The sequence below is a fragment of the Nonomuraea antri genome (assembly GCF_013283785.1).
In the GTDB taxonomy this organism is placed as follows: domain Bacteria; phylum Actinomycetota; class Actinomycetes; order Streptosporangiales; family Streptosporangiaceae; genus Nonomuraea; species Nonomuraea antri.
The window spans coordinates 1-21,726 of the sequence record NZ_JABCPZ010000054.1 but is presented as its reverse complement, the minus strand read 5'-3'; the positions used below and the strand labels follow the sequence as shown (position 1 = coordinate 21,726).

Here is a 21,726-nt window from a genome sequence, read left to right as displayed (position 1 = left end):
CGCCCAACGCCCCCACAAGTGCCCGGCCCCGGCAACGTATACGAGACCAGGGCAACTCCACGCCCGGCGGACCAGCTGGTGAGCCGAACTCGCGACCCTGGCGATCGAGCCTTCGAACGGAAGCCGACAGCACGCCGCGCAGATCTTCGTGACGCCTTCGGCGAAGTCGTCACGCAAGCTGGAGGTGAACAGATCGATGTCTTCACTCGGTCGTTCCAGCACCCCATACGCCTGCACCGCATAGCCCCCGCCAAGGCGAACCCATGCATCGCTGCCGCGGACGGGGCAATGTGGTCAGACGATGGTGAAAGTCGTCCATCAGGCCGCTTGAGTCCGGAGCTCGGGGAAACGATCGAGCCACAGCGCCTTGACCCGTGGCGGCAGAACCAACTCCGGCCACAGTCGACGCAGGAGCGAGGCGTTGAGGTAGCGTCGCAGGTCGTCAGGGGTCGCGCTTTCACGAATCACCCGCATGTACATCAGTCGGGCATCAGTGAGCTGGTCCAAGTCGTAGCTTCGCCGCGGCCCCCAGTCGAGGCGCAGCGGCAGCACGACGATGCCGCTGGTCGGCCCTGTGAGTTCGTCAAGTGTGGCCGACACGGCGTAAGGGCGGAGCGCACCGTATCCCCTTGCGTTCATGCTCTCCAGCGTGACCGACCCAGCGCTCACCGTGGTCGCCGGGTGCGCAGAAATTTCCTGTGGGTTCCATGTTGGGCCGTGGAGGTGATCCTCCCTGATACATACATGGCCATGACGTCACCGACAGCCCAGCATTTGAATGTGCTCTCCACTGTTTACGTGGTCGAGCACCAGCCACAGGCCACCTTGCCCCAGAACGACGACTGGATCGCGCTGGTTCGTGCTCCGGACGGCGGGCTGACCGTCATCCGTGAGGCCCGGCCCGCAGATTCGGATGAGCGCTGGATCGGCTTCTACAGCGGAGCCACCGCGCACGGCCTGGACGTGCCCGGGATGCTGGCGGCAATGGTGCAACCGCTGGCCCAGGCGGCGATCTCGGTGTTCGTCGCCTCGACGTTCCACGCGGACCTGGTCCTCGTCCCGGAACACAGCAAGCACCAGGCCGTCACCGTGCTGCGGGAGGCCGGGCATCAGGTGAGCGGCGAATGAGCCCGTCCGGTCACAGCACCGGATGACGAAGCTGCCAGGGCTGCAAGTTCGGGCTGCTCACCCCGGTGGGACAAGTTGGTCTCTGCTGACCTGGAACTCCGTCTGCCCCTCCGCGGCGGCGACGCCCCATGGCTTGTCGGTCGAGATCACCAGGGCCTCCCTGCCGTCCGGCCCTGTCACCGCCGCCACGATTTCGCAGGCGATCTCGACCTCCTGCGGATAGGCCGCCTCCGGAGTCAGCCTGTTCCCGTCGTCGAAGATGGGAGCCTTGTCGAAAATGGACCACCGGCGACCATGGACGTCGGTCATTCGGACCTCCACCCAACCCGGCCACGGCTCGTCACTCACCCACCGAACGGCCTCGCACCTCAACCTCGCCCACGCCACTCATACAGAATGCGCACCTGCCACACGCCGGCCAATATGTGTGGCATCACGGAATGCGAGCCGGCTCCGGGTTCGTGGACGAGGAGCCCGCTTCCGAAGCTCCGAAAGCGCCGAGCCATAGGGCTTTGTCCCGCAGCGGGATCGGCTCTGGCCAGTGCCGTCGAAGCGGCGAGGCGTTGAGCAGGAGTCGCAGGAAACAGGTTGGGGGCCACCGCGATGCGCATGCAGCCAGAGGCCCCCCTACCGCAGGCCGGCCTCCACGGGGCCGCGCGACGGCGTCTCACCTCACATCCCCGACCGACCTGTCTCGCGTTGAACGCCTGCTCGAAGGAGAATGACAGTTGATCATGGACGTTCCTGACATAAACTGGAGGACAATCCTGATATAAATCGGGGGACAGTTCGCGCTTTTCCCCCGAAAGCCCAGTTCAACGAGGGGACGGCATGGACCAGGACGTGCTCGTCAGTCGCAACCTCCAAGACGTCATCCGCCGCCGCCTGACAACGCGCCCGGTCGTGATCCTCACGGGCCCGCGCACGGTCGGGAAGAGCACTCTCCTCCGTACGTGCGCTCAGCTGCACAAGGTGCCGGTGATCGACCTGGACGAGCCGGGCGTCCGGAAATCCGTGGCCGCCGATCCCAGCCATTTCGCCGCGACTCCGGCCGAGCCCGTGTGTTTCGACGAGTTCCAGCACGTCCCGGAGATCCTGTCCGCGATCAAGGCAGAGCTCAACCGCGACCTGCGGCCGGGCCGGTTCATTCTCACGGGATCCACGCGTTACAGCGCCTTGCCCCGCATGGGGCAGGCGCTCACCGGACGCGCCCACGTCATGACCATCTGGCCGTTGTCCCAGGGTGAGCTGCTCGGCCGCCGAGAGAACTTCCTGGACGCCGTGTTCTCAGATCCGCAAAGCCTCCTGGCCGGGCCGCCCTCGCAGACTTCGCGTGCCGACTACGAATCGATGATCCTCACCGGCGGATTCCCGATCGCGCTCGATCTGCCGCCGTCGGAGCGCGGCGCGTGGTTCAGAGATTTCGTCTCGATGGTGATCGATCGGGACGTGCTCGAAATCAGGAAGGTGCGCCAGCGTCAGGTGCTGCCCGTCATCCTGCATCATCTCGCTGCCAGGACGGCGAGCACGGTCAAGGCGGCCGCCATCGGTTCCGCCGTGGGGCTGGACCAACGCCTGGTCGGCGACTTCATCGGCCTGCTCGAAGCGGTCTTCCTCATTCACCGGTTGAACGCCTTCGGCCGTACGCTCACCAGCAAGGTCGCCAGATCACCGAAGGTCCACCTGATCGACAGCGGACTCGCCGCTCACGTGCTGGGCATCTCGCAGAGGAAACTGAACCGTCGTGACCCCGCGGCCCTCACCGAGTTCGGGCGAGTGGTGGAGACGTTCGCGGTGAACGAACTCATGAAGCAGGCGGGCTGGTCGGACGAACTGGTCGAGTTCAGCCACTTCCGCACGAGAGACCAACGAGAGGTGGATCTCGTGATCGAGTCACAGGAAGGGGATGTGGTCGGCATCGAGGTCAAGGCGAAGGCCTCGATCGAGGAGCGGGATTTTCAGGGGTTGCGGCTGTTGAGGGACAAGCTCGGGCCGAGCTTCGTCGCCGGGGTGCTGCTCAACCTGGGGCAGCAGTCGTTCCGCCATGACGACCGGCTCTTCGTGATGCCGCTCGACCGTCTCTGGACCCCGTAACAGCGCCTGGCTGTCCCTCATGTCCTTTTCCGGGCTTTCGGGGGTTCCGGGGGTTCCGGGAGACCGTCATCAGCGGGCTGGTGGCCGGCCGCCGTGGTTCGTGCCGGATCAGGTGCGTTCGACCGCTGCGGATTCGCCGAACCTGGGCCTGGCGAAGGGAATTTGCCTGGGAATCCTGCCGAAGCGAACGCCATCCCGCAGGCCTCGGGAATCCAGCGTGTCATGGGACAGGCATGTCTCGGCAACCCGGCCCGGCTTGGAAACCGGCAGAGCTTGGAAACGGGCCCGTTTCCGGAAACCGGCAGGGCTCGGGAAACGGGCCTGGCTCCGGAAGTCTGGTCGTCACGCACTCGATCGGTTCTCTGGCCAAAGGTTCGCGGGTATCGCCGGGCACTTGTGGGGCGTTGGGCGGCAGCCCCTGGAAAGGCGCCCGAGCGAAGCGAGGACGATGCCTTTGGGGGGCGGAAGCCCTTGCCTGTCGGCTGGCGCGGGGAGGCGATGAGGAACATTTGGGCGCACCCGATAACCTGAAGTCACCGCCGCCGCCCGCCCCGTAGAGATGGTGGCCGCGTAACTCCTCGGAGGGGACGACTGTCATGAGCGCTGCCCGTGTGGGCGTAGTCACGTTTCCCGGCACACTCGACGACCAGGACGCCGCCAGAGCCGTACGCCTCGTGGGCGCGGAGGCGGTTCCGCTGTGGCACGCCGATCACGACCTCAAGGGGGTCGACGCGGTTTTCCTGCCCGGCGGGTTCTCGTACGGCGACTATCTGCGGTGCGGGGCCATCTCGCGGTTCGCGCCGTTGATGGAGGAGCTCATTCCGGCGGCCAGGGCGGGGCTGCCCGTGCTCGGCACGTGTAACGGGTTCCAGATCCTGTGCGAGGCGCACCTGCTGCCCGGGGCGCTGACGCGCAATGGTTCGCTGCACTACGTCTGTCGTGACCAGCGGGTCAGGATCGAGCAGAACGACACCGCCTGGACGAACTCGTTCGATCAGGGCCAGGAGATCGTCCTGCCGATCAAGCACGGCGAGGGCCGGTACGTGGCGTCCGACGAGACGCTGGCCGAGCTGGAGGCCACCGGACGGGTGGTCGTGCGGTACGTCGGCGGCAACCCGAACGGGTCGCTGAACGACATCGCGGGCATCCGTAACGAGGCGGGCAATGTGGTGGGCCTCATGCCGCACCCCGAGCACGCGGTCGAGGAGCTGGTCGGCGCGCCGAGCACCGATGGCCTCGGGTTCTTCACGTCCATTCTCAAGAAGCTGGTGAACGCGTGACCGACAGCGTGAAGCGGGCCGCAGAGACGCCCGACGAGCCGATGCCCTTCGCCGAGCTGGGCATGAAGCAGGACGAGTACGACCGGGTCAAGGAGATCCTGGGTCGCCGTCCGACCGGCTCGGAGCTGGCGATCTACAGCGTGATGTGGTCCGAGCACTGCTCGTACAAGTCGTCGAAGGTGCATCTGCGGCAGTTCGCCACCAAGGCTCCCAAGTCCGAGGCGCTGCTGGTCGGCATGGGCGAGAACGCGGGCGTCGTGGACATCGGCGACGGCTGGGCGGCCACGTTCAAGATCGAGTCGCATAACCACCCCTCCTACGTCGAGCCGCACCAGGGCGCGGCCACGGGTGTCGGCGGGATCGTCCGCGACATCATGTCGATGGGCGCGCGTCCGATCGCGGTCATGGACGCGCTGCGCTTCGGCGGCGCCGACGCCGTCGACACGCGGCGGGTGCTGCCCGGCGTGGTCGAGGGCATCAGCCACTACGGCAACTGCCTGGGCCTGCCGAACATCGGCGGCGAGGTCGTCTTCGACCCGTGCTACATCGGCAACCCGCTGGTGAACGCGCTCTGCGTCGGCCTGCTGCGCAAGGACCAGATCAAGCTGGCCACCGCGCCAGGGCCGGGCAACAAGGTGGTGCTGTTCGGCGCGTCCACCGGCCCCGACGGCATCGGCGGCGCGAGCGTGCTGGCCTCGGCCACGTTCGAGGACGAGTCGCAGGCCAAGCGGCCGGCCGTGCAGGTGGGCGACCCGTTCATGGAGAAGCTGCTCATCGAGTGCTGCCTGGAGCTGTACGCGGCCGACGTGGTCGTCGGCATCCAGGACCTCGGCGCGGCCGGCGTCTCCTGCGCCACCACCGAGCTGGCGGCCAAGGGCACCGGCGGCATGGACGTCGACCTCAACCTGGTCCCGCTGCGCGACCCCTCGCTCCGGCCTGAGGAGATCCTCATGAGCGAGTCGCAGGAGCGGATGATGGCCGTGGTCCGGCCGTCCGACATCGCGGCGTTCATGGCGATCTGCGAGAAGTGGGACGTCCCCGCCACCGTCATCGGCGAGGTCACCGACACCGGCCGCCTGGTGATGACCTGGGACGGCGAGATCATCGTGGACATCCCGCCGGGCACCGCCGCCGACGAGGGCCCCGTGTACGAGCGTCCGTTCCACGAGCCGGCCGGCCAGGCCGCGCTCAACGCCGACACCCCCGACTCGCTGGCGCGCCCGGACGACCTGCGGGCCACGCTGCTGCAGCTCCTCGGCTCGCCGAACCTGGCCTCCAAGGAGTGGGTGACGTCCCAGTACGACCGGTACGTCCGCTCCAACACCGTGCTGGCCCAGCCGGCCGACGCGGGCATGCTGCGCATTTCGGAGGCCATCGAGGGCGCCGAGCCGACGACCCGGGGCATCGCGCTGTCCACCGACGGCAACGGCCGTTACGCCAAGCTCGACCCGTACGCGGGGGCGCAGCTCGCGCTGGCCGAGGCGTACCGGAACGTGGCCGTGACCGGCGCCGAGCCGCTGGCCGTCACCAACTGCCTCAACTTCGGCTCGCCCGAGGACCCCGAGGTGATGTGGCAGTTCGCCGAGGCCGTGCGCGGGCTCGCGGACGCCTGCAAGACCCTGGGCGTGCCGGTGACCGGCGGAAACGTCTCCTTCTACAACCAGACGGGCGCCACCGCCATCCACCCGACGCCGGTGGTCGGCGTGCTCGGCGTCATCGAGGACGTGGCCAAGCGGGTGCCGTCCGGGTTCGTGGCGGAGGGGCTGCGCATCGCGCTGCTCGGCGACACGCGCGCGGAGTTCGGCGGCTCTGAGTGGGCGCACGTCGCGCACCACCACCTCGGCGGCCTGCCGCCGCAGGCGGACCTGCCGGCCGAGCAGGCGCTGGCCAAGGTGCTGGTCGAGGCCGCGGCCCGGGGGCTGCTCGAAGGCTCGCACGACCTGTCGGACGGCGGCCTGGCGATCGCGCTGGCCGAGTCCTGCCTGGCGCGCGGCGTCGGGGCCACGGTCTCGCTGTGCGGCGACGACGCGTTCACCGACCTGTTCAGCGAGTCGGCGGCGCGGGCCCTGGTCACGGTGCGTCCCGAGCACTTCGACGAGTTCGCCGCGCTGTGCGGCCGCCACGAGGTGCCGTGCTACGGGCTCGGCTCGACGGGCGGGGCTTCGCTGGTGGTCGAGGGGGTGCTGGAGGTGCCGGTCGAGGACCTGCGCGAAACGCATTCTGCGGCACTGCCGGCGCTGTTCGGCTGACGCACACGAAACACGAAGAGGGCCGGTACGGGGATCCGTACCGGCCCTCTTTCGTGAATCAGGCCTTCTTCACGCAGACCACGTACACGGAGCCGCTGACGCTGGTGCCGTTGTCGCCACCATGCCTGTCCTCGTCATCGTTGCCCTTGCCGTTGTCGTCCTTGGCCACGGTGACGGTCCAGCCGTCGACGCCGGAGAGCACGCTGCTCATCACGACCGCGTTCTTGAGCGTGCCGAAGGTGAAGCCGCCACCGGTCGCGAAGTCGCCGCTCTTGCAGGAGGCCTTGACCGAGCCGAGCCCACTCAGGGACGCGAAATTGGAGTAGATCGTGAAGCCGCCGCCCGTGCCCGGGTCACCCTTCGGGCCCTGGGGACCGGCAGGACCCTGCAGGCCGCGCTCGCCGCGCTCGCCGCGATCGCCGTCGTCGCCCTTCTCACCCCGGAAACCCCGCGGGCCGCGATCGCCGTCGTCGCCCTTGATTCCCTGGAGGCCGCGGTCGCCCTTGTCACCCTTGGCGCCCGGCGTGCCGTCCTTGCCCGGCGTGCCATCCTTGCCCGGCGTGCCGTCCTTGCCGGGCAGGCCCTGCTTGCCTTCCTCACCCTTCAGACCCTGCGGTCCCTGCGGGCCGGTCTCGCCCTTGAGCCCCTGGGGACCCGTGGCGCCCCTGGGGCCGGTCGCGCCGGTGTCGCCCTTCGGACCCTGGACGCCCTGCGGACCCTGCTTGCCCTGCGGCCCGGTGTCGCCCTTGGGACCCTGCACCCCGGCCGTCACGCCCGTGCTCGTGCCGCCGCCGATGACGACCCGCTCCTCCGTCTTACGGCACGGAGTCGTCGGGTTGACGATGCGGGCGTAGCGGGTCTTCTTGTGCACACACGCGTGCACCTCGTTCGAGGCCGACGAGGCGGTGGCGACGCCACCGATGGCGAGGAGCGAGGCGGCCAGCGCTCCGACTGTGGCGAGGGTGAGCGTGCGCCCCCCGCGAACCTTCATGGCCACGGTTTTCCTTCCAAAGGAACGGGTGTTGCTGAGGTTGTTCATGTGATTCACGTTTGAACCGTTCCAAAGGGTGACAGGAACTACGTAACGTATTTGTCACGACGCATTCCGTTACTGACCTGGTTGACGGATTGTTGTCCACACAGGTGTGTCAAACCCACCGCGAGCACACGAAAGGGCCGATACGCCTTCGTATCGGCCCTTCGTTCGGTTGGATCAGCCCTTGTTCAGGCAGACCACGTACATGCTGCCGGCCGAGCTGTTGCCGATGCTGTCCACCGAGACGGTCCACTCGGTGGTCGACTGCGGCGCGCTCATCGTCACCCGAGCGCTGATCTTGGTGAGCGCGTAACCGCCTCCGGTGGCCAGGTCGGTGCCGTCGCACGCGAGGACGTGCTTGCCCTCGCCGCCCAGCGTGAGGTGCTTGTTGTAGACCTTGACGTTGGCCTGGCCGTCCTTGCCGTCCTTGCCGTCCTGGCCGTTCTTGCCGTCGACGCCGTCCTTGCCGTCGATGCCGTTCTTGCCCGGATCGCCCTTCTCGCCCTTCAAACCCTGAGGGCCGGCCACGCCCTGCTTGCCCTGCGGACCCTGCGGGCCCGTGGCGCCCGTGTCGCCCTTCGGACCCTGAACGCCCTGGGGCCCCTGCTTGCCCTGCGGGCCGGTGTCGCCCTTCGGGCCCTGGACGCCGGCCGTCACGCCGGTCGACCCGCCGATGACGATCCGCTCCTCCGTCTTGCGGCACTTCGTACCGGGGTTGACGATGCGGGTGTACCTGGTCTTCTTGTGCACGCAGGCATGCACCTCGTTCGAGGCCGACGAGGCGGTGGCGACGCCACCGATGGCGAGGAGCGAGGCGGCCAGCGCTCCAACTGTGGCGAGGGTGAGCGTACGCCCACCGCGGACCTTCATGGCCACGGCTTTCCTTCCAGAGGAACACGTGTTGCGGGGGATGAATATGAGGTTCACGTGCGAGTCACCCGGCCGGATGACAGGAGTCGCATAACGCGATCGTCACGAAGCTCAGGGTTGATGATCGTATTGAGGGCTTCGCCCGCCCATGTAGGTAAAACGACGCATTGGCGGGGCCGATCTCGCGTGCATAATCGGGTCTGTGCCGTCCCCCAGCCCTTACCTTCCTCCGGCCAGGCAGCCAGTGCGGGCCGTGGTCTGGGCCATCCATCTCTCCGTGCCCATGCTCGGGCTGTGGCTGCTGCTCGCCCAGGTGGAGCTGAACGTCGTCTGGCAGCACAACGCCAGTCACTTCTGGATGATCCTCGTCGTGGCCGGCATCAACGTGGTGCTCGGCACGCTCATCAGCGAGGCGTCGCGGCGGCGGCAGGACGCCCGGCTGTTCCTGGTGTCCATGGTGTTCCTGAGCAGCGCCGGGTTCTTCCTGCTGCACGGGCTGGCCACGCCGCGCATCTTCCTGCCCACCGGGTCGCTGGGGTTCGACCTCGGCCAGCAGGCCGGGCTGACGATCGCGGCCGCATTCGCGTTCGCCTCGGCACTGCCGCTGGGGGCGCGGGCCGCCGCGGCCGTGCTGGAGTACCAGCATTTCGTCCGGGCCGCGCTGGTCGGGGTCATGCTGGCGTGGGGTGTCGCGTCGCTGGTTCCGGGGCTGACCGCGCTGAGCCTGCCGCCGCTGGCGTCGCCGGTGAACTGGCTGGCCTACGCCTCGATCCCGGGCCTGCTGCTGTACGGGGCGGCCAGCGTGATGATGTTCCTGCTGCACCGGCGGCGGCCGTCGGCCATGCTCATCAGCCTGATCACCGCCTACGCCCTGCTGGCCGAGGCCATGATCGCCGGCATGTCGCAGCTGAACTGGCATCTGAGCTGGTGGGAGTGGCACGTCCTGCTGACGCTGGCGTTCGTGTTCGTGGCCTACAGCGCGTACCTGCAGTTCAGGCGTGAGGGGTCGAGCGCGGGGCTGTTCGACTCGGTGACGTTGTCGACCACGGTTGCGCGCATCAGGCAGGAGTACGACCAGGCCCTGGAGGAGCTGGTCGACCACGTACGCAACGGCGAGCCGCAGGCGGCCACCCGCCTGTCGGGCAAGTTCCAGCTCAACGAGGGCCAGGCGGCGGTGCTCGACCGGGCCGGGCAGGCGCTGGCCAGGGAGCGCGAGCTGTCGGAACGGCTGTCCGCGCTGGTGGACGTCAGCGCGCAGACCCGGGTCGGGCTGCCGGAGAACCAGCTCCTGTCCAGCGCGCTCGACCGGGTGCGCCAGGCGTACGGCGACGTCAGGATCGGCCTGGTGTCGGAGGGCAGGACGCAGATCGGCTCACGCGAGTACCGGTTCACCGGGAACACCCCGATCAGGCGTGACCACCTGCTCGCCTTCCCGCTCACCGTCAAGGGCCACCTCGCCGGCGTGCTGGAGGTGCCGGTCGGCCGCAGCCACCAGGACGAGGCGCTGGCCGCCACCCTGGCCGGCCAGCTGTCGATCTGCCTGGAGAACGCCCGCCTCTACCAGGAGCTCGACACGCTCTTCCGCCAGTACATGTCCCCCGACGTGGCCAACCGCCTGCTGGCCGATCCGGCGCAGGCCGAGCTGGGCGGCCAGCTCAAGGAGCTGACCGCGCTGTTCGCCGACCTCAAGGGCTTCACCACGTTCTCCGAGCAGGTCACGCCGGGTGAGATCGTCGAGATGCTGAACCGGTATCACACGGCGGCCGTCCCCTGCATTCTGAACAACGGCGGGACGATCGTGCAGTTCGTCGGCGACGCGCTGCTGGCCCTGTTCAACGCCCCGGCCACGCAGCACGACCACGCCAGGGCCGCCTGTCAGGCCGCGCTGGCCATGCAGCTGGCGGCGGCGGAGGTGGCCGAGGAGATGGCCTGGAAGCGGGTGGACGACGTCCAGTGGCCCACGTTCCGGGTCGGCGTGAACACCGGGCCCGCGCTCGTCGGCAACATCGGCAGCCCGGAGCTGCGCGGCTTCAACGCCATGGGCGACTGCGTGAACGTGGCGGCCAGGCTCCAGGCGCTGGCCGAGCCGGGCACGGTGGTGATCGGCGAGACGACGCTCAAGCAGCTCGGCCGCGGCGTCACGGTGAACCCGCTGGGCAGGCTCAACCTCAAGGGCAAGGAAGAGCAGGTCGCCGCTTACGTATTGACTGGAATGCAATAGAAGGACCTAACTCATGCGGCCATAATCGGCGGCATGGACGCAGAGCCAGGCGAGTTCCTCACCCTGCTCACCCCCGAAGAGATCGACGCGCTGCGCGCGGCCGGACGGCCGCGACGCTGGGAGCGCGGGACCACCGTCATGACCGAGGGCGACACCTCGGACTGGGTGCTCCTGCTGACCGAGGGCCGGGTGAAGGTGTCGTCGCACACCACCAGCGGCACCGAGGTCGTGCTGGCCGTGCGCGGTCCCGGCGCGCTGATCGGTGAGATGTCGGCCGTCGACGGGTCACCGCGCTCGGCCACGGTGACCGCGCTCGAACCGATCGCGGGCATCGTGGTGCGCGACTTCCCGGCGTTCCTGGCCACGCACGGGCGGGTGGCCGTCCTGCTCATGCAGCTCATCACCGGCAAGCTGCGCGACTCGGACAGGAAGCGGATCGAGTACGGCGCCTTCGACACGACGGGACGGGTGGCCACGCGGCTGCTCGAACTGGCCGACCGCTACGGCGAGCAGACCAACAGCGGCGTGCGCGTGGCGCTGCCGCTGTCGCAGGACGAGCTGGCCGGCTGGACCGGCGCCTCCCGCGAGGCGGTCAGCAAGGCGCTGCGCACGCTGCGCGACCGCGGGCTGATCGAGACCGGCCGGCGGCGCGTGGTGATCCACGACCTGGAGGGCCTGCGCAAGCGCGCCAGGTGACGGGCGGCACCCCCTGGGACAAAGCGGACGTACGTCGTACGTCATAGTGGGAGTCATGGTCGCGGTCACCCCCGAAGAAGACAGCCGCCTCCGACTCCGCTATGCCTGGCGCGTCTGCTCGGTCGTCAGCCTGGGGCTCATCCTCATCGGCATCGCCGGCAGCACGCTGAACGTCGCGCTGCCCACCGTGGTGCGGCACTTCTCGGCGTCCCCGCTGGAGTCCGGCTGGATCCTGCTGTCGTATCTGCTGGTCAGCACGGCGAGCCTGGTGTTCTTCGGCCGCGTGGCCGACCTGCTCGGCCGGCGCGGGGTGTATCTCACCGGGTTCGCGCTGTTCACCGTCGCCTCGTTGCTGGCCGGGCTCTCCCCCGACGTCTGGTTCCTCATCGGGATGCGGGTGCTGCAGGCGGTCGGCGGGGCGATGATCCTGGCCAACGGCACCGTGCTCATCACCGACGCCTTCCCGCCCGAACGGCTCAGCCAGGGCATGGGCGTCTACATCGGGACCTTGTCGGTGGCCCAGCTCGCCGGTCCCACGGTCGGCGGCCTGATCGCGGAGACCGCGGGCTGGCAGTGGATCTTCTGGGTGAACGTGCCCGCCGGGGTGATCGCGCTCGGCTGGGGCGCGCTGGCCTTGCGCAGGATGCCGACCAGGCCGAAGGAACCGGTGGACGCGCTGGGCAACGTGCTGCTGTTCGCCGCGCTGTCCGCGGTGATCCTGGCGCTGTCGGAGGCCGGCTCCGGCGGGCTGTCCAGCCCGATCGTGCTGGCCGGCGCGGCCACCTTCCTGGTGCTGCTGCCGCTGATCTGGCTGGCCGAGCGGCGGGCGCCGAACCCGGTGCTGAACCTGACGCTGTTCGGCGGACGGCTGCTGACCTGCGCGAACCTGGCCTCGTTCGGCAACGCGCTGGCCCGCTCGGCGCTGATCCTGGTGGTCGCGCTCTACTTCCAGGCGGCCAGGGGGCTGGACGCGTTCGAGGCCGGGCTGAGCGTGCTGCCGGTGCCGCTGGGCATCGGGCTGGCCTCACCCATCGCCGGGGCGCTCGGGCGGAAGGTGTCGCCGTACGCGGTGTCGATCGGCGGGGCGGCGATGACCTCGCTCGGGCTCGGCACGCTGATGCTGACCGCCGACCCGGCCACGCCGTACTGGATCATCGGGATCGGGCTGTTCGTGGCCGGTTGCGGCAGCGGCACGTTCCTCACCGGCAACACCACGCTGGTCATGCGCGCGCTGCCGAGCGGCAGCCTGGGCGTGGTGAACGGGTTCCGCGTCATGATCATGAACATCGGCGTGGTGCTCAGCGTCGGCCTGTCGCTCAGCGTCCTGACCAGCTCGGTCGGCCCGGAACTACGGGCCCAGGTGTACGCCGCGACGCTGGCCGAGCTGTCGCCGGTGGCGGTCGGCCAGCTCATGGACGGCTTCCAGCGGGCGTACGCGGTGCTGTTCACGGTGGCCGTGGCGAGCGTCGTACTGGCCGCCCTGGCCCGCCGGCCACGCCGGTGACGTATTACAAAACGTGTTACACTCATTCCATGGGAACGCTCAATGTCCGCACTGATGAGGCGATGGAAACCGCCCTTCGTGCGCTCGCGGGAGAGACACGAAGCCGCTCCGAGGCCGTGCGCTACGCCATACTCCACACGTACAAGGAAATGCTGCTGAAGCAGGCGGCGGCCGATGCCGACCGGTTGCGGAACGACCCTGACGACCAGAGCGAGATGCTGGCCATCCAGCGCTTCATGGGCGTTTCCGAGTGATATTCCGAGGCGCGATCTACGAGATCAAAGCGCTTCCAGGTGCACAAGGACACGAGCAGCAAGGTCGTCGCTACGCCGTGATCATCCAGTCGGACCGTTTCTGCACGAGCACGATAACCGTGGCACTGACGTCCACGAGCGCGGGGCCCGCCATCTACCGGCCTGAGATCGAGTTCGATGGCAGGAAGTCGCGCATTCTGACCGACCAGATCTACTCGATCACGGAATCGAGACTCGGCGACTTCAAGGGCGCGCTGGAAGCGCACGAAGCCGCCGAGCTCGACCGTGCGCTGATGCTGAGACTCGGCCTGATCTAGAGCGCGGTCGCCAGCCGGGCCTCGACGTCGCGGTAGCGGGAGACCGGGACGAGGTGCACGCCGGCGAACGCGCCGGAATCGCGGATGGCCAGCACCTGCTCGCAGGCGGCGGCCACCCCCGCCATCCGGTCCAGTGACACGCGCCTGACGAGGTCCTCGGGGATGTCGATGTCCGGGATGGCGGCGGCCAGCCGGCGGGCGTGGTTCTCGCTGGCCAGCACCATGACGCCGGCGTAGACGGGCACGTCGACCGGCTGCGACTCGCGCCACCGCAGCTGTGCCTCCACCGAGTAGCTGACCTGGGAGAACAGGAAGTCGGCCGACCGCTTCCAGGCCGGCAGCGGGCGCAGCGCGGCGGCGGCGCCGACGCGGAAGCCCGGCGAGAACGCCCTGGCCTCCTCGATCATGGAGCGCACGGTCAGGTCGCTGGTCCGGTTGCCGCTCGTCGGCTTGTCGCCGTAGACGAAGAGGAAGCTCTCGACCCCGTACGCGGCGGCCGTGAGCAGGTCGCGGCGGAAGCCCAGCAGGTTGCGGTCACGGGAGTTGAGACAGGCGATGCCGCGCCCGCCCATGGCCTGCACCTCGTGCGCGACTGCCACGCTCGACACCGTCGCCCGCCCGATGTGGTTGTCGGGGATCAGGAACGAGTGCGCGATCGTGCTGAGCGTGCCGATCTGGTGTCGGACGTGCTTCAGATCGGGCGCGGTCGGTGGTTCGATCTCGCATACCAGCTCGAACGTCATGCCCCCGACTCTAGACGTTTCGCCGCCAGCGCCTCTATGCCGCTCATCACCAGCTCGACGCCGAACGAGTCGTACAGGCCGGGGTCGAGCGCGCCGGCCATCGGCGTGGCCATCTCCACCAGGTGCGGATACTTCTCCACCGGCAGCGACTGCAGCCCGAGCCGTTTCACCCGCACCAGCTCCGCGATCTCCGCCGGGGTGTGCGCGGACTGGAAGTGCACCGGCGCGTCGGCGATGGCGATCACGCTGGTCAGCAGGTACTTGGAGATCAGGCAGCTCTCCTCGACGTCGAACCCGGCGGTGCGGGCCAGGCCGAGCGCCAGGTCCCATACGGCCAGGAAGTTCGGCACGGCCGTCTGGTCGACCTGCTCCAGCACGGCCTTGGCGCACGGATGCGCGCGCAGGGTGCCGATCAGCCCCACGGTCAGCTCGCGCAACCTCACCTGCCAGGGACGTTCGTCGGCCGGCTCCGGCACGAAGTCCGCGATCAGGTGGTCGGCCATGCCGACGAGCAGCTGGTCCTTGTTCTTGAAGTGCCAGTAGAGGGCCATGGGGGTGACGCCCAGGTCGGTGGCCAGACGCCGGATCGTCACCGCGTCGATCCCGTCGGTGTCACCGATCTCCAGCGCCCGTTCCACGATCGACCGCGCGGTCAGCTTTCCCATCACGGTTGACAACTATACGCCGTACAAGTTCAACTATACGACGTACAAGTACGGCGTATAGGAGGAAATTTCATGCGTTGGTGGGCGTTGGGGGCCGTGACACTCGGCACCTTCATGACGTACCTGGACAACAATGTGGGCAACGTGGCCCTCCCGACGATCCAGCGGGAGCTCGGCCTGACCATCTCCGGCCTGGAGTGGATCGTCAGCTCGTACATCCTGGTGTTCGCGGGCCTCATGCTGGCCGGCGGCCGGCTCGCCGACGTCTTCGGCGCCCGGCGCGTGTTCCTGTCCGGCCTGGCCGTCTTCACGTTCGCCTCGCTGGCCGCCGGGCTGGCCACCAGCGGGTCGCTGCTGATCGCCGCGCGCGCCGTGCAGGGCGTCGGCGCGGCGCTGCTGACCCCCACCGCGCTCGCGCTGATCACCCAGCTCTTCCCCGACCCCGCGGAACGCGGCCGGGCGGTGGGCATCTGGAGCTCGGCCGGGGCGCTGTCGATGGCGCTCGGGCCGGTGACCGGCGGGTTCATCAGCGAGCACCTGCACTGGGGCTGGATCTACCTGATCAACGTGCCGATCGGCGTGGTGACGTTCGGACTGGCGCTGTGGGCGGTACGTCCCGACCTCGCCCGCGTGCGGCACAGCCTCGACCTGCCCGGGCTGTTCACCTCCGCGCTGAGCCTGTTCGCGCTGACGTACGCGCTCATCGAGGGCGAGGCCGCGGGCTGGACCTCGCCGGAGATCCTGGCCGCGTTCGGCGTGTCGGGGCTGGCGGCGGCGGCGTTCCTGCTGGCCGAGTCGCGGGCCGCGGAGCCGATGATCGACCTGTCGCTGTTCCGCGCCCGGGTGTTCAGCGGCGGGCTGCTGACCATGGGCATCTGGTCGTTCGGCGTGTTCGGCATCTACTTCTTCAGCGCCCTGTGGCTGCAGAACGTGCTCGGCTTCTCCCCCACCGAGGCGGGCGCCGCCTTCGTGCCGATGGCCCTGGTCATGGGCGTGGTCGCGATCCTGTCGCAGCGGGTCAGCGCGCTGCTGGGCATGGGGCGCACGGTCGCGCTCGGCATGGCGCTCATGGCGGTGGCGATCTACCTGCTCGCCGGGGTCGGCGCCGACGGCACCTACGCCGACGTCGCCCCCTGGTTCGTGCTGTACGGACTCGGCGCCGGCCTGCTGGTGCCGCTGACCGCGGCGATCCTGGACGGGATGCCCAAGGGCAGGTCCGGCGTGGCCTCAGGGGTGCTGAACGTCTCGCGCGAGGTGTTCGGGCTGCTCGGCATCACCGTGCTGGGCGCGTTCATGACCTCCAGCCAGAGCGCGAGCGACCAGCCGCCGCTGGTCGCCTTCCTCGACGCCTACCAGTTCACGCTGGTGATCGCGGCGGCGGTGGTGCTGGCCGGGATCCCGATCAGCCTGTACGCGCTCCGCCGTCCCCCGCGCGAGCTCAGGAAGGACGACGCTCACGCCGCCACCGTGACCGCCGGGTCCTCGAACTGAGTGCGGTACAGCTCCTCGTAGCGGCCGCCGGCCGCGAGCAGCTCGGCGTGGGTGCCGCGCTCGACCACCCGGCCGTCCTCGATCACCAGGATGAGGTCGGCGGCCCTGATGGTGGACAGCCGGTGCGCGATCACCACGGCGGTCCTGCCTTCCAGCGCCTCGCCCAGCGCGGCCTGCACGGCGGCCTCGGAGGTGGAGTCGAGCGCCGCGGTGGCCTCGTCCAGGATGACCACCCTGGGCCTGGCCAGCAGCAGCCTGGCGATGGTCAGCCGCTGGCGCTCGCCGCCCGACAGCCGGTAGCCGCGCTCGCCCACGACCGTGTCGAGCCCGTCGGGCAGCGATTCGATCAGGGCGGCCAGGCGGGCCCTGGTCAGGGCGTCCCAGATCTCCTCCTCGCTCGCCGAAGGGCGGGCCAGCAGCAGGTTCGCCCTGATCGTCTCGTGGAACAGGTGGCCGTCCTGGGTGACCATGCCGAGCGTGTCGCGGATGGAGTCGGCGGTCAGGTCGCGCACGTCCACGCCGCCGAGGCGCACCGCGCCCGAGTCGACGTCGTAGAGCCTGGGCAGGAGCTGCGCGATCGTGGACTTGCCCGCGCCGGACGAGCCGACGAGCGCCACCATCTGCCCGGGCTCGGCCGTGAACGACACCCCGTGCAGCACCTCCTCGCCACCCCGGTTGTCCAGGACGGCGACCTCCTCCAGCGAGGCCAGCGAAACCTTGTCGGCCGACGGGTAGGCGAAGCGCACGTCGTCGAACTCGACCGAGATCGGGCCTTCGGGGACCTCGCGGGCGCCCGGCTTCTCCTTGATGAGCGGCTCCAGGTCGAGCACCTCGAAGACCCGCTCGAAGCTGACGACCGCGCTCATCACGTCCACCCTGGCGCTGGCCAGCGAGGTCAGCGGGGCGTACAGGCGGGTCAGCAGCAGGGCCAGCGCCACGACCGCGCCGGGTTCGAGCTGGTCGCGCAGGGCGTAGAAGCCGCCCAGGCCGTACACCAGGGCCAGCGCCAGCGCGGAGACCAGCGTCAGCGCGGTGACGAAGACCGACTGGTTCATGGCGGTGCGCACGCCGATGTCGCGCACCCGCCTGGCGCGGGCGGCGAACTCGGCCGACTCGTGCGCGGGCCGGCCGAACAGCTTGACCAGCGTCGCGCCGGGGGCGGAGAACCGCTCGGTCATCTGGGTGCCCATGGCCGCGTTGTGGTCGGCGGCCTCGCGCCTGAGCCTGGCGATCCTGGTGCCCATGCGCCGGGCCGGCAGCACGAACACCGGCAGCAGCAACAGCGCGAGCAACGTGATCTGCCAGGAGATGCCGATCATCACGGTGAGTGTCAGCACCAGCGTCACCAGGTTGCCCACCACGCTGGACAGGGTGTCGGTGAAGGCCCGCTGCGCGCCGATCACGTCGTTGTTCAGCCGGCTGACGAGCGCGCCCGTCCGCGTCCTGGTGAAGAACGCGATCGGCATGCGCTGCACGTGGTCGAAGACGGCGGTGCGCAGGTCCAGGATCAGCCCCTCGCCCAGCCCCGCCGACAGCCACCGGTTCACCAGCCCGAGCCCGGCCTCGACGATCGCCAGGCCCGCGATCAGCGCCGCGGTCGAGCCGACCACGCTGAACGGGTCACCGTTGACGATCGCGTTGACCACCTGACCGGCCAGCAGCGGCGCCACCACCGCCAGCGCCGCCATCACCACGCTCAGCACCAGGAACAACGCGATGCGTCTGCGGTGCGGACGGGCGAAGGCGGCGATGCGGCGGAGCGTCGCCCGCGACAGCGGGCGACGCTCCTTCTGCTGGTTGTTCAACGAATACAGCTGATGCCAGGCGGTCACTTCCATGCTCATGACATGGAATCTAGTTCCTCAAGTTAACTTGAGGTCAACTGATTAAATCCGCTCAAGAGCCGATCTTGTGCCCCCGGCCGTGCCAGACCACCGCGACCGACGGGCGCGGCTGGCCGCCCTCGCCGTCGGGCCAGCGGCTGGCCGGGTTGTCCGGGGTCGCGCCGTCGACCTCGCCCGGGTGCTGCACCGCGACGAACACGCTGCGCTGGTCGGAGGTGACCATCGGGCCGCAGGTCTCCGCGCCCAGCGGCACCGTGAGGAACTGGCGCAGGTACCCGCGCTCGCGCCCCTGCACCGGCATGACGAACAGGCCGTCGTTGCTGCCGAGCTGGTTGCCGTCCGTGGAGATCCACAGGTTACCGTCGCGGTCGAAGGCCAGGTTGTCCGGGCAGGAGATCGGCGAGACCTTGGTCTTGTCGTAGCCGGCGAAGTACGTGTTCGGGTCGTTCGGGTCGCCGCAGACCAGCGGCAGCGACCAGGCGAACGTCGAAGCGCCCGCGTCGTCGCGCCGCTCGACGATCTCCAGCACGTGGCCGTGCTTGTTGGAGGCGCGCGGGTTGGCCTCGTCCACCTGGGCCGCGGTGCGGTTGGAGTTGTTGGTCAGCGCCACGTAGACACCGCCGGTGACCGGGTTGCGCTCCATGTCCTCGGGACGGTCCATCTTCGTCGCCCCGACCTTGTCCGCGGCCAGACGGGTGAAGACGTAGACCTCCTCGGCCGTCATGCCGGGCACGTGCGACCGGGTGCCGGAGGCCAGCGGGATCCACTCGCCCGAGCCGTCGAACAGGCCGTCGGAGGGCAGCTTGCCGGTGCCGTCCAGTTCGGTGGCCGGGCTGTCGCCGGTGAACCTGGCCACGTACAGGGTGCCCTCGTCCAGCAGCCTGCGGTTGTGCCGGTCGAAGCCGGGGATGTAGCGGTCCTTCGAGACGTACTTGTAGATGTACTCGAAGCGGGAGTCGTCACCCATGTACACGACCAGGCGGCCGTCGCGGGCGATCGTGGTGTTGGCGGCCTCGTGCTTGAACCGGCCGAGCGCGGTGCGCTTGATCGGGGTCGAGTCCGGGTCGAACGGGTCGATCTCCACGATCCACCCGAACCTGTTCACCTCGTTCGGGTGCTTGGCCAGGTCGAAGCGCTCCTCGACCCGGTCGAAGCGGCGGCTGCTCGACGAGACGCCGGTCGGGATCCCGTAGCGGGCGTTGCCCGGGTTCGCGGGGCCGTTGACGAAGTACTGGTCGAAGTTCTCCTCGGCGGTCAGCACCGTGCCCCACGGGGTGGTGCCGCCGGCGCAGTTGTTCAGCATGCCCAGCGGCGTCGTGCCGGCCGGGTCGGCGGCGGTCTTCAGCAGCGCGCCGCCGGCGGCCGGGCCGGAGAAGCGCATCGGGGTCTGGGCGGTGATGCGGCGGTTGTAGCGGCGGCGGCCCTTGGTGGTCAGACGCCACTCGCCGGTGTTGCGCACCCGCTCGACCTCGACGACCGAGCCGCCGTGCGCGGCCAGGCCGATCCTGATCTGCTCCTCGGTGGCCGCCGCGCCGTTGGTGTAGCCGCGGAACATCAGCCGCTCGTCGCTGTACTCGTGGTTGACCCAGAGCAGGCCGCGGTGGTGGCCCATCGGGAACAGCGTGACGAAGTCGCAGTTGTAGCCGAACTGCTTGCCCTGCGCGTCGGCGCTCTGGGCGTCGAAGTCGAACGCGGGCGCGTCGGGCAGGACCGGGTCGCCCCAGCGCACCACCACGGAGGAGCGGTAGCCGTCCGGGATGCGCAGTGCGTCGTCCTTGTTCGGCGGGACGGGCGTGAAGCGCAGGTCACCGCGTCCCCAGAAGCCGGCGGTCTCGGGCTCGGCGGCGGCCGCCTGGGGGTCGTCGGCCAGCGCGGGCACCGCGCCCGCCACCCCGGCGCCGGCCACCAGCGCGCCCAGGGCGCCGGCGCGCAGCACGCCGCGGCGCGACAGCGCCTGCTTGACCACGTCACCGAAGTAGGCGTTTCCGCTGGTGTTGGACACCTCGTGCGCGCACGCGTTGCCACAACGGAACTGACAGGTCAGCGCGGATCGGCCACCTTTGTGCGGGGTGGAAAGCAGCGGCAGCATGCGCCGGCCGTCCCCGTTGGGGTTCGACACAGGTCCTCCAAGAAAGTGCGCGTTCGTACGGCGGGGACGTTACGGTCACCGAAGAAACCGCAGGTGAACGAGGACCTCCGCCTCGATGAACGCTGTTCGGGAGACAATGGTCGGGTGCCACCACGCAAGATGGACCGGGAAAAGCTGAGAACGGCCCTCGACGCCCAGCTCGTCGCACTGGACGAGCCCGCCTACGACGGCCCGGCCGACGCGCTGCCCGACGCGCTGGTCGCGGCCGTGCTGGCCGCCTACGACCGGGGGCTCAAGCCGGAGCGCGACGCGGGCCGCCAGGCCGTGCGCCACCTGCTCGACAAGCTCGCCGCCGCCGCGCCCGGCCGCACGGTCGAGGTACGCGTGCCGCCGTACGCGGCCGTGCAGGCCATCGAGGGCCCGAGACACACGCGCGGCACCCCGCCGAACGTGGTCGAGACCGACCCCAAGACCTGGATCGAGCTCGCGCTCGGCCGGCTGACCTGGGCCGAGGCCATGGCGAAAGGCGCGGTCTCGGCCAGCGGGGCGCGCGCCGACCTGTCGGCGCACCTGCCGCTCTAACGGCCCCGGTTCATCCAGGGGAACTTCTCCTCGAAGCACCGGTCGGCGAGCTGTCCTGGGAGCTGGCCGCATTCCTGCACGACGTTCCAGAACCAGATGGCCACGATCGCGAACAGGATCAGCGACAACACGCTGATCACGATCCCGGCGATCGCCCGGCCCCGGCCCGCGCCCCTGCTGAGCGCGACGCCGCCGAAGACGATCGACAGGATGGCGGTGATCAGGCCGGTGAAACAGACGAACACCAGGAACGGGCTGGCCACGCCGAGCACCAGCGAGGCGGTGGCCAGGCCGCTGCCCGGCCGGCCGTCCGACCAGTTCTGCTGGTACGGGCCGGGCGGCCCGTAACCCGGGGCGCCTGGCTTGCCGTCATAGCCGGGCTGCTGAGCTCCATAGCCGGGCTGGCCGGGCTGCTGGGCGCCGTAGCCGGGCGGGCCCGGCTGCTGCGGCCCGTATCCCGGGGCGCCGCCGTACGGGCTCGACGGGGTGGTGCCGGGCACGTTGCCCTCGGGGGACTGCGCCGCGTACGGGCCGCCGTACTCCCTGGCCGGCTCGCCCTCCGCCGGAGGGGTGGGCTCGTCGGGGGCGGAGAACGTCGGGGCGCCCGGCTGCTCGTAACGCGAGGGGCCGGTGGCGGCCGGCGGCTCGTGGCCGGACGGGGTG

At 69.6% G+C, this 21,726-nt stretch carries 19 protein-coding genes and 1 pseudogene; 11 read left to right on the top strand and 9 right to left on the bottom strand.

The features are described from left to right. Positions 1-318 precede the first annotated feature (318 nt). Entirely contained in the window at positions 319-639 is a 321-nt protein-coding gene (locus HII36_RS19600) for a hypothetical protein (protein ID WP_173524662.1), read from the bottom strand. A gap of 78 nt (positions 640-717) precedes the next feature. Here HII36_RS19600 and HII36_RS19595 point away from each other — a divergent pair, with 78 nt between their 5' ends. After that, positions 718-1,128 (top strand): ACT domain-containing protein, encoded by a 411-nt coding sequence (locus HII36_RS19595; RefSeq protein ID WP_328807787.1) that lies wholly within the window; start codon positions 718-720, stop codon positions 1,126-1,128. A 57-nt stretch (positions 1,129-1,185) separates the two neighbouring features. Here the strand turns inward: HII36_RS19595 and HII36_RS19590 are convergent, their stop codons facing one another. Next, entirely contained in the window at positions 1,186-1,437 is a 252-nt protein-coding gene (locus tag HII36_RS19590; protein WP_173524661.1) for a hypothetical protein, read from the bottom strand. Between the two features lie 522 nt (positions 1,438-1,959). On the opposite strand from HII36_RS19590, the gene HII36_RS19585 reads away from it, so the two are divergent. The 3 genes from HII36_RS19585 (at position 1,960) to purL (ending at position 6,751) form a co-directional block, all read left to right on the top strand. Next, positions 1,960-3,222, top strand: coding sequence for an ATP-binding protein (locus HII36_RS19585; protein WP_173524660.1), 1,263 nt, complete (start codon positions 1,960-1,962; stop codon positions 3,220-3,222). 596 nt (positions 3,223-3,818) lie between these two features. Then, entirely contained in the window at positions 3,819-4,502 is a 684-nt protein-coding gene (purQ, locus tag HII36_RS19580; protein WP_173524659.1) for a phosphoribosylformylglycinamidine synthase subunit PurQ, read from the top strand. 41 nt (positions 4,503-4,543) lie between these two features. After that, on the top strand, positions 4,544-6,751 hold the full coding sequence (gene purL / locus HII36_RS19575; protein WP_173524692.1) for a phosphoribosylformylglycinamidine synthase subunit PurL: 2,208 nt from the start codon (positions 4,544-4,546) through the stop codon (positions 6,749-6,751). Positions 6,752-6,809: 58 nt separating this feature from the next. On the opposite strand, the gene HII36_RS19570 is transcribed toward purL, so the two are convergent. Together HII36_RS19570 and HII36_RS57920 are read right to left on the bottom strand one after the other, a co-directional pair. Beyond that, positions 6,810-7,742, bottom strand: a complete 933-nt coding sequence (locus HII36_RS19570) for a collagen-like protein (RefSeq protein WP_173524658.1) — start codon at positions 7,740-7,742, stop codon at positions 6,810-6,812. A gap of 222 nt (positions 7,743-7,964) precedes the next feature. After that, positions 7,965-8,657, bottom strand: a complete 693-nt coding sequence (locus tag HII36_RS57920) for a collagen-like protein (RefSeq protein ID WP_173524657.1) — start codon at positions 8,655-8,657, stop codon at positions 7,965-7,967. 202 nt (positions 8,658-8,859) lie between these two features. On the opposite strand from HII36_RS57920, the gene HII36_RS58690 reads away from it, so the two are divergent. Genes HII36_RS58690 through HII36_RS19540 form a run of 5 tightly spaced genes read left to right on the top strand, consistent with a single transcriptional unit; the run spans position 8,860 to position 13,649 of the window. Next, complete coding sequence (locus tag HII36_RS58690) at positions 8,860-10,878, top strand: adenylate/guanylate cyclase domain-containing protein (protein ID WP_328807786.1); 2,019 nt, start codon at positions 8,860-8,862, stop codon at positions 10,876-10,878. A 33-nt stretch (positions 10,879-10,911) separates the two neighbouring features. Next, complete coding sequence (locus tag HII36_RS19555; protein WP_173524656.1) at positions 10,912-11,574, top strand: Crp/Fnr family transcriptional regulator; 663 nt, start codon at positions 10,912-10,914, stop codon at positions 11,572-11,574. Between the two features lie 55 nt (positions 11,575-11,629). Further along, complete coding sequence (locus tag HII36_RS19550; protein WP_173524655.1) at positions 11,630-13,078, top strand: MFS transporter; 1,449 nt, start codon at positions 11,630-11,632, stop codon at positions 13,076-13,078. Positions 13,079-13,107: 29 nt separating this feature from the next. Then, complete coding sequence (locus HII36_RS19545; RefSeq protein ID WP_217369698.1) at positions 13,108-13,332, top strand: hypothetical protein; 225 nt, start codon at positions 13,108-13,110, stop codon at positions 13,330-13,332. Continuing rightward, the gene (locus HII36_RS19540) at positions 13,329-13,649 is read left to right on the top strand and encodes a type II toxin-antitoxin system PemK/MazF family toxin (protein ID WP_173524654.1); all 321 of its coding nucleotides are present in this window, start codon (positions 13,329-13,331) and stop codon (positions 13,647-13,649) included. Before HII36_RS19545 ends, HII36_RS19540 begins: the two co-directional genes overlap by 4 nt. Here the strand turns inward: HII36_RS19540 and HII36_RS19535 are convergent. Further along, the gene (locus HII36_RS19535; RefSeq protein WP_173524653.1) at positions 13,646-14,392 is read right to left on the bottom strand and encodes a methylenetetrahydrofolate reductase; all 747 of its coding nucleotides are present in this window, start codon (positions 14,390-14,392) and stop codon (positions 13,646-13,648) included. The genes HII36_RS19540 and HII36_RS19535 overlap by 4 nt on opposite strands. Next, positions 14,389-15,057, bottom strand: coding sequence for a TetR/AcrR family transcriptional regulator (locus HII36_RS19530; RefSeq protein ID WP_236003660.1), 669 nt, complete (start codon positions 15,055-15,057; stop codon positions 14,389-14,391). The genes HII36_RS19535 and HII36_RS19530 overlap by 4 nt, the downstream gene beginning before the upstream one ends. Before the next feature lie 72 nt (positions 15,058-15,129). Here HII36_RS19530 and HII36_RS19525 point away from each other — a divergent pair, with 72 nt between their 5' ends. Continuing rightward, complete coding sequence (locus tag HII36_RS19525; protein WP_173524651.1) at positions 15,130-16,548, top strand: MFS transporter; 1,419 nt, start codon at positions 15,130-15,132, stop codon at positions 16,546-16,548. Here the strand turns inward: HII36_RS19525 and HII36_RS19520 are convergent. Together HII36_RS19520 and HII36_RS19515 are read right to left on the bottom strand one after the other, a co-directional pair. Then, complete coding sequence (locus HII36_RS19520) at positions 16,512-18,392, bottom strand: ABC transporter ATP-binding protein (RefSeq protein ID WP_173524650.1); 1,881 nt, start codon at positions 18,390-18,392, stop codon at positions 16,512-16,514. The genes HII36_RS19525 and HII36_RS19520 overlap by 37 nt on opposite strands. A gap of 52 nt (positions 18,393-18,444) precedes the next feature. Then, positions 18,445-20,481 (bottom strand): PhoX family protein, encoded by a 2,037-nt coding sequence (locus tag HII36_RS19515; protein ID WP_173524689.1) that lies wholly within the window; start codon positions 20,479-20,481, stop codon positions 18,445-18,447. A 159-nt stretch (positions 20,482-20,640) separates the two neighbouring features. On the opposite strand from HII36_RS19515, the gene HII36_RS19510 reads away from it, so the two are divergent. Continuing rightward, positions 20,641-21,063, top strand: coding sequence for a sterol carrier family protein (locus HII36_RS19510; RefSeq protein ID WP_173524688.1), 423 nt, complete (start codon positions 20,641-20,643; stop codon positions 21,061-21,063). Here the strand turns inward: HII36_RS19510 and HII36_RS19505 are convergent. Then, positions 21,060-21,726, bottom strand: a pseudogene (locus HII36_RS19505) (hypothetical protein); the annotation flags it as partial. The gene HII36_RS19510 and the pseudogene HII36_RS19505 sit on opposite strands and share 4 nt — an antisense overlap.

Bases quoted from the DNA above. Each gene is read 5' to 3' on its own strand.
- HII36_RS19600 (WP_173524662.1), bottom strand. From the start codon at position 639: ATGAACGCAAGGGGATACGGTGCGCTCCGCCCTTACGCCGTGTCGGCC.
- HII36_RS19590 (WP_173524661.1), bottom strand. From the start codon at position 1,437: ATGACCGACGTCCATGGTCGCCGGTGGTCCATTTTCGACAAGGCTCCC.
- HII36_RS19545 (WP_217369698.1), top strand. From the start codon at position 13,108: ATGGGAACGCTCAATGTCCGCACTGATGAGGCGATGGAAACCGCCCTT.
- HII36_RS19550 (WP_173524655.1), top strand. From the start codon at position 11,630: ATGGTCGCGGTCACCCCCGAAGAAGACAGCCGCCTCCGACTCCGCTAT.
- HII36_RS19520 (WP_173524650.1), bottom strand. From the start codon at position 18,392: ATGAGCATGGAAGTGACCGCCTGGCATCAGCTGTATTCGTTGAACAAC.
- HII36_RS19530 (WP_236003660.1), bottom strand. From the start codon at position 15,057: ATGGGAAAGCTGACCGCGCGGTCGATCGTGGAACGGGCGCTGGAGATC.
- HII36_RS19525 (WP_173524651.1), top strand. From the start codon at position 15,130: ATGCGTTGGTGGGCGTTGGGGGCCGTGACACTCGGCACCTTCATGACG.
- purL (WP_173524692.1), top strand. From the start codon at position 4,544: ATGCCCTTCGCCGAGCTGGGCATGAAGCAGGACGAGTACGACCGGGTC.
- HII36_RS19570 (WP_173524658.1), bottom strand. From the start codon at position 7,742: ATGAAGGTTCGCGGGGGGCGCACGCTCACCCTCGCCACAGTCGGAGCG.
- HII36_RS57920 (WP_173524657.1), bottom strand. From the start codon at position 8,657: ATGAAGGTCCGCGGTGGGCGTACGCTCACCCTCGCCACAGTTGGAGCG.
- HII36_RS19555 (WP_173524656.1), top strand. From the start codon at position 10,912: ATGGACGCAGAGCCAGGCGAGTTCCTCACCCTGCTCACCCCCGAAGAG.
- HII36_RS19535 (WP_173524653.1), bottom strand. From the start codon at position 14,392: ATGACGTTCGAGCTGGTATGCGAGATCGAACCACCGACCGCGCCCGAT.
- purQ (WP_173524659.1), top strand. From the start codon at position 3,819: ATGAGCGCTGCCCGTGTGGGCGTAGTCACGTTTCCCGGCACACTCGAC.
- HII36_RS19510 (WP_173524688.1), top strand. From the start codon at position 20,641: ATGGACCGGGAAAAGCTGAGAACGGCCCTCGACGCCCAGCTCGTCGCA.
- HII36_RS19585 (WP_173524660.1), top strand. From the start codon at position 1,960: ATGGACCAGGACGTGCTCGTCAGTCGCAACCTCCAAGACGTCATCCGC.
- HII36_RS19515 (WP_173524689.1), bottom strand. From the start codon at position 20,481: ATGCTGCCGCTGCTTTCCACCCCGCACAAAGGTGGCCGATCCGCGCTG.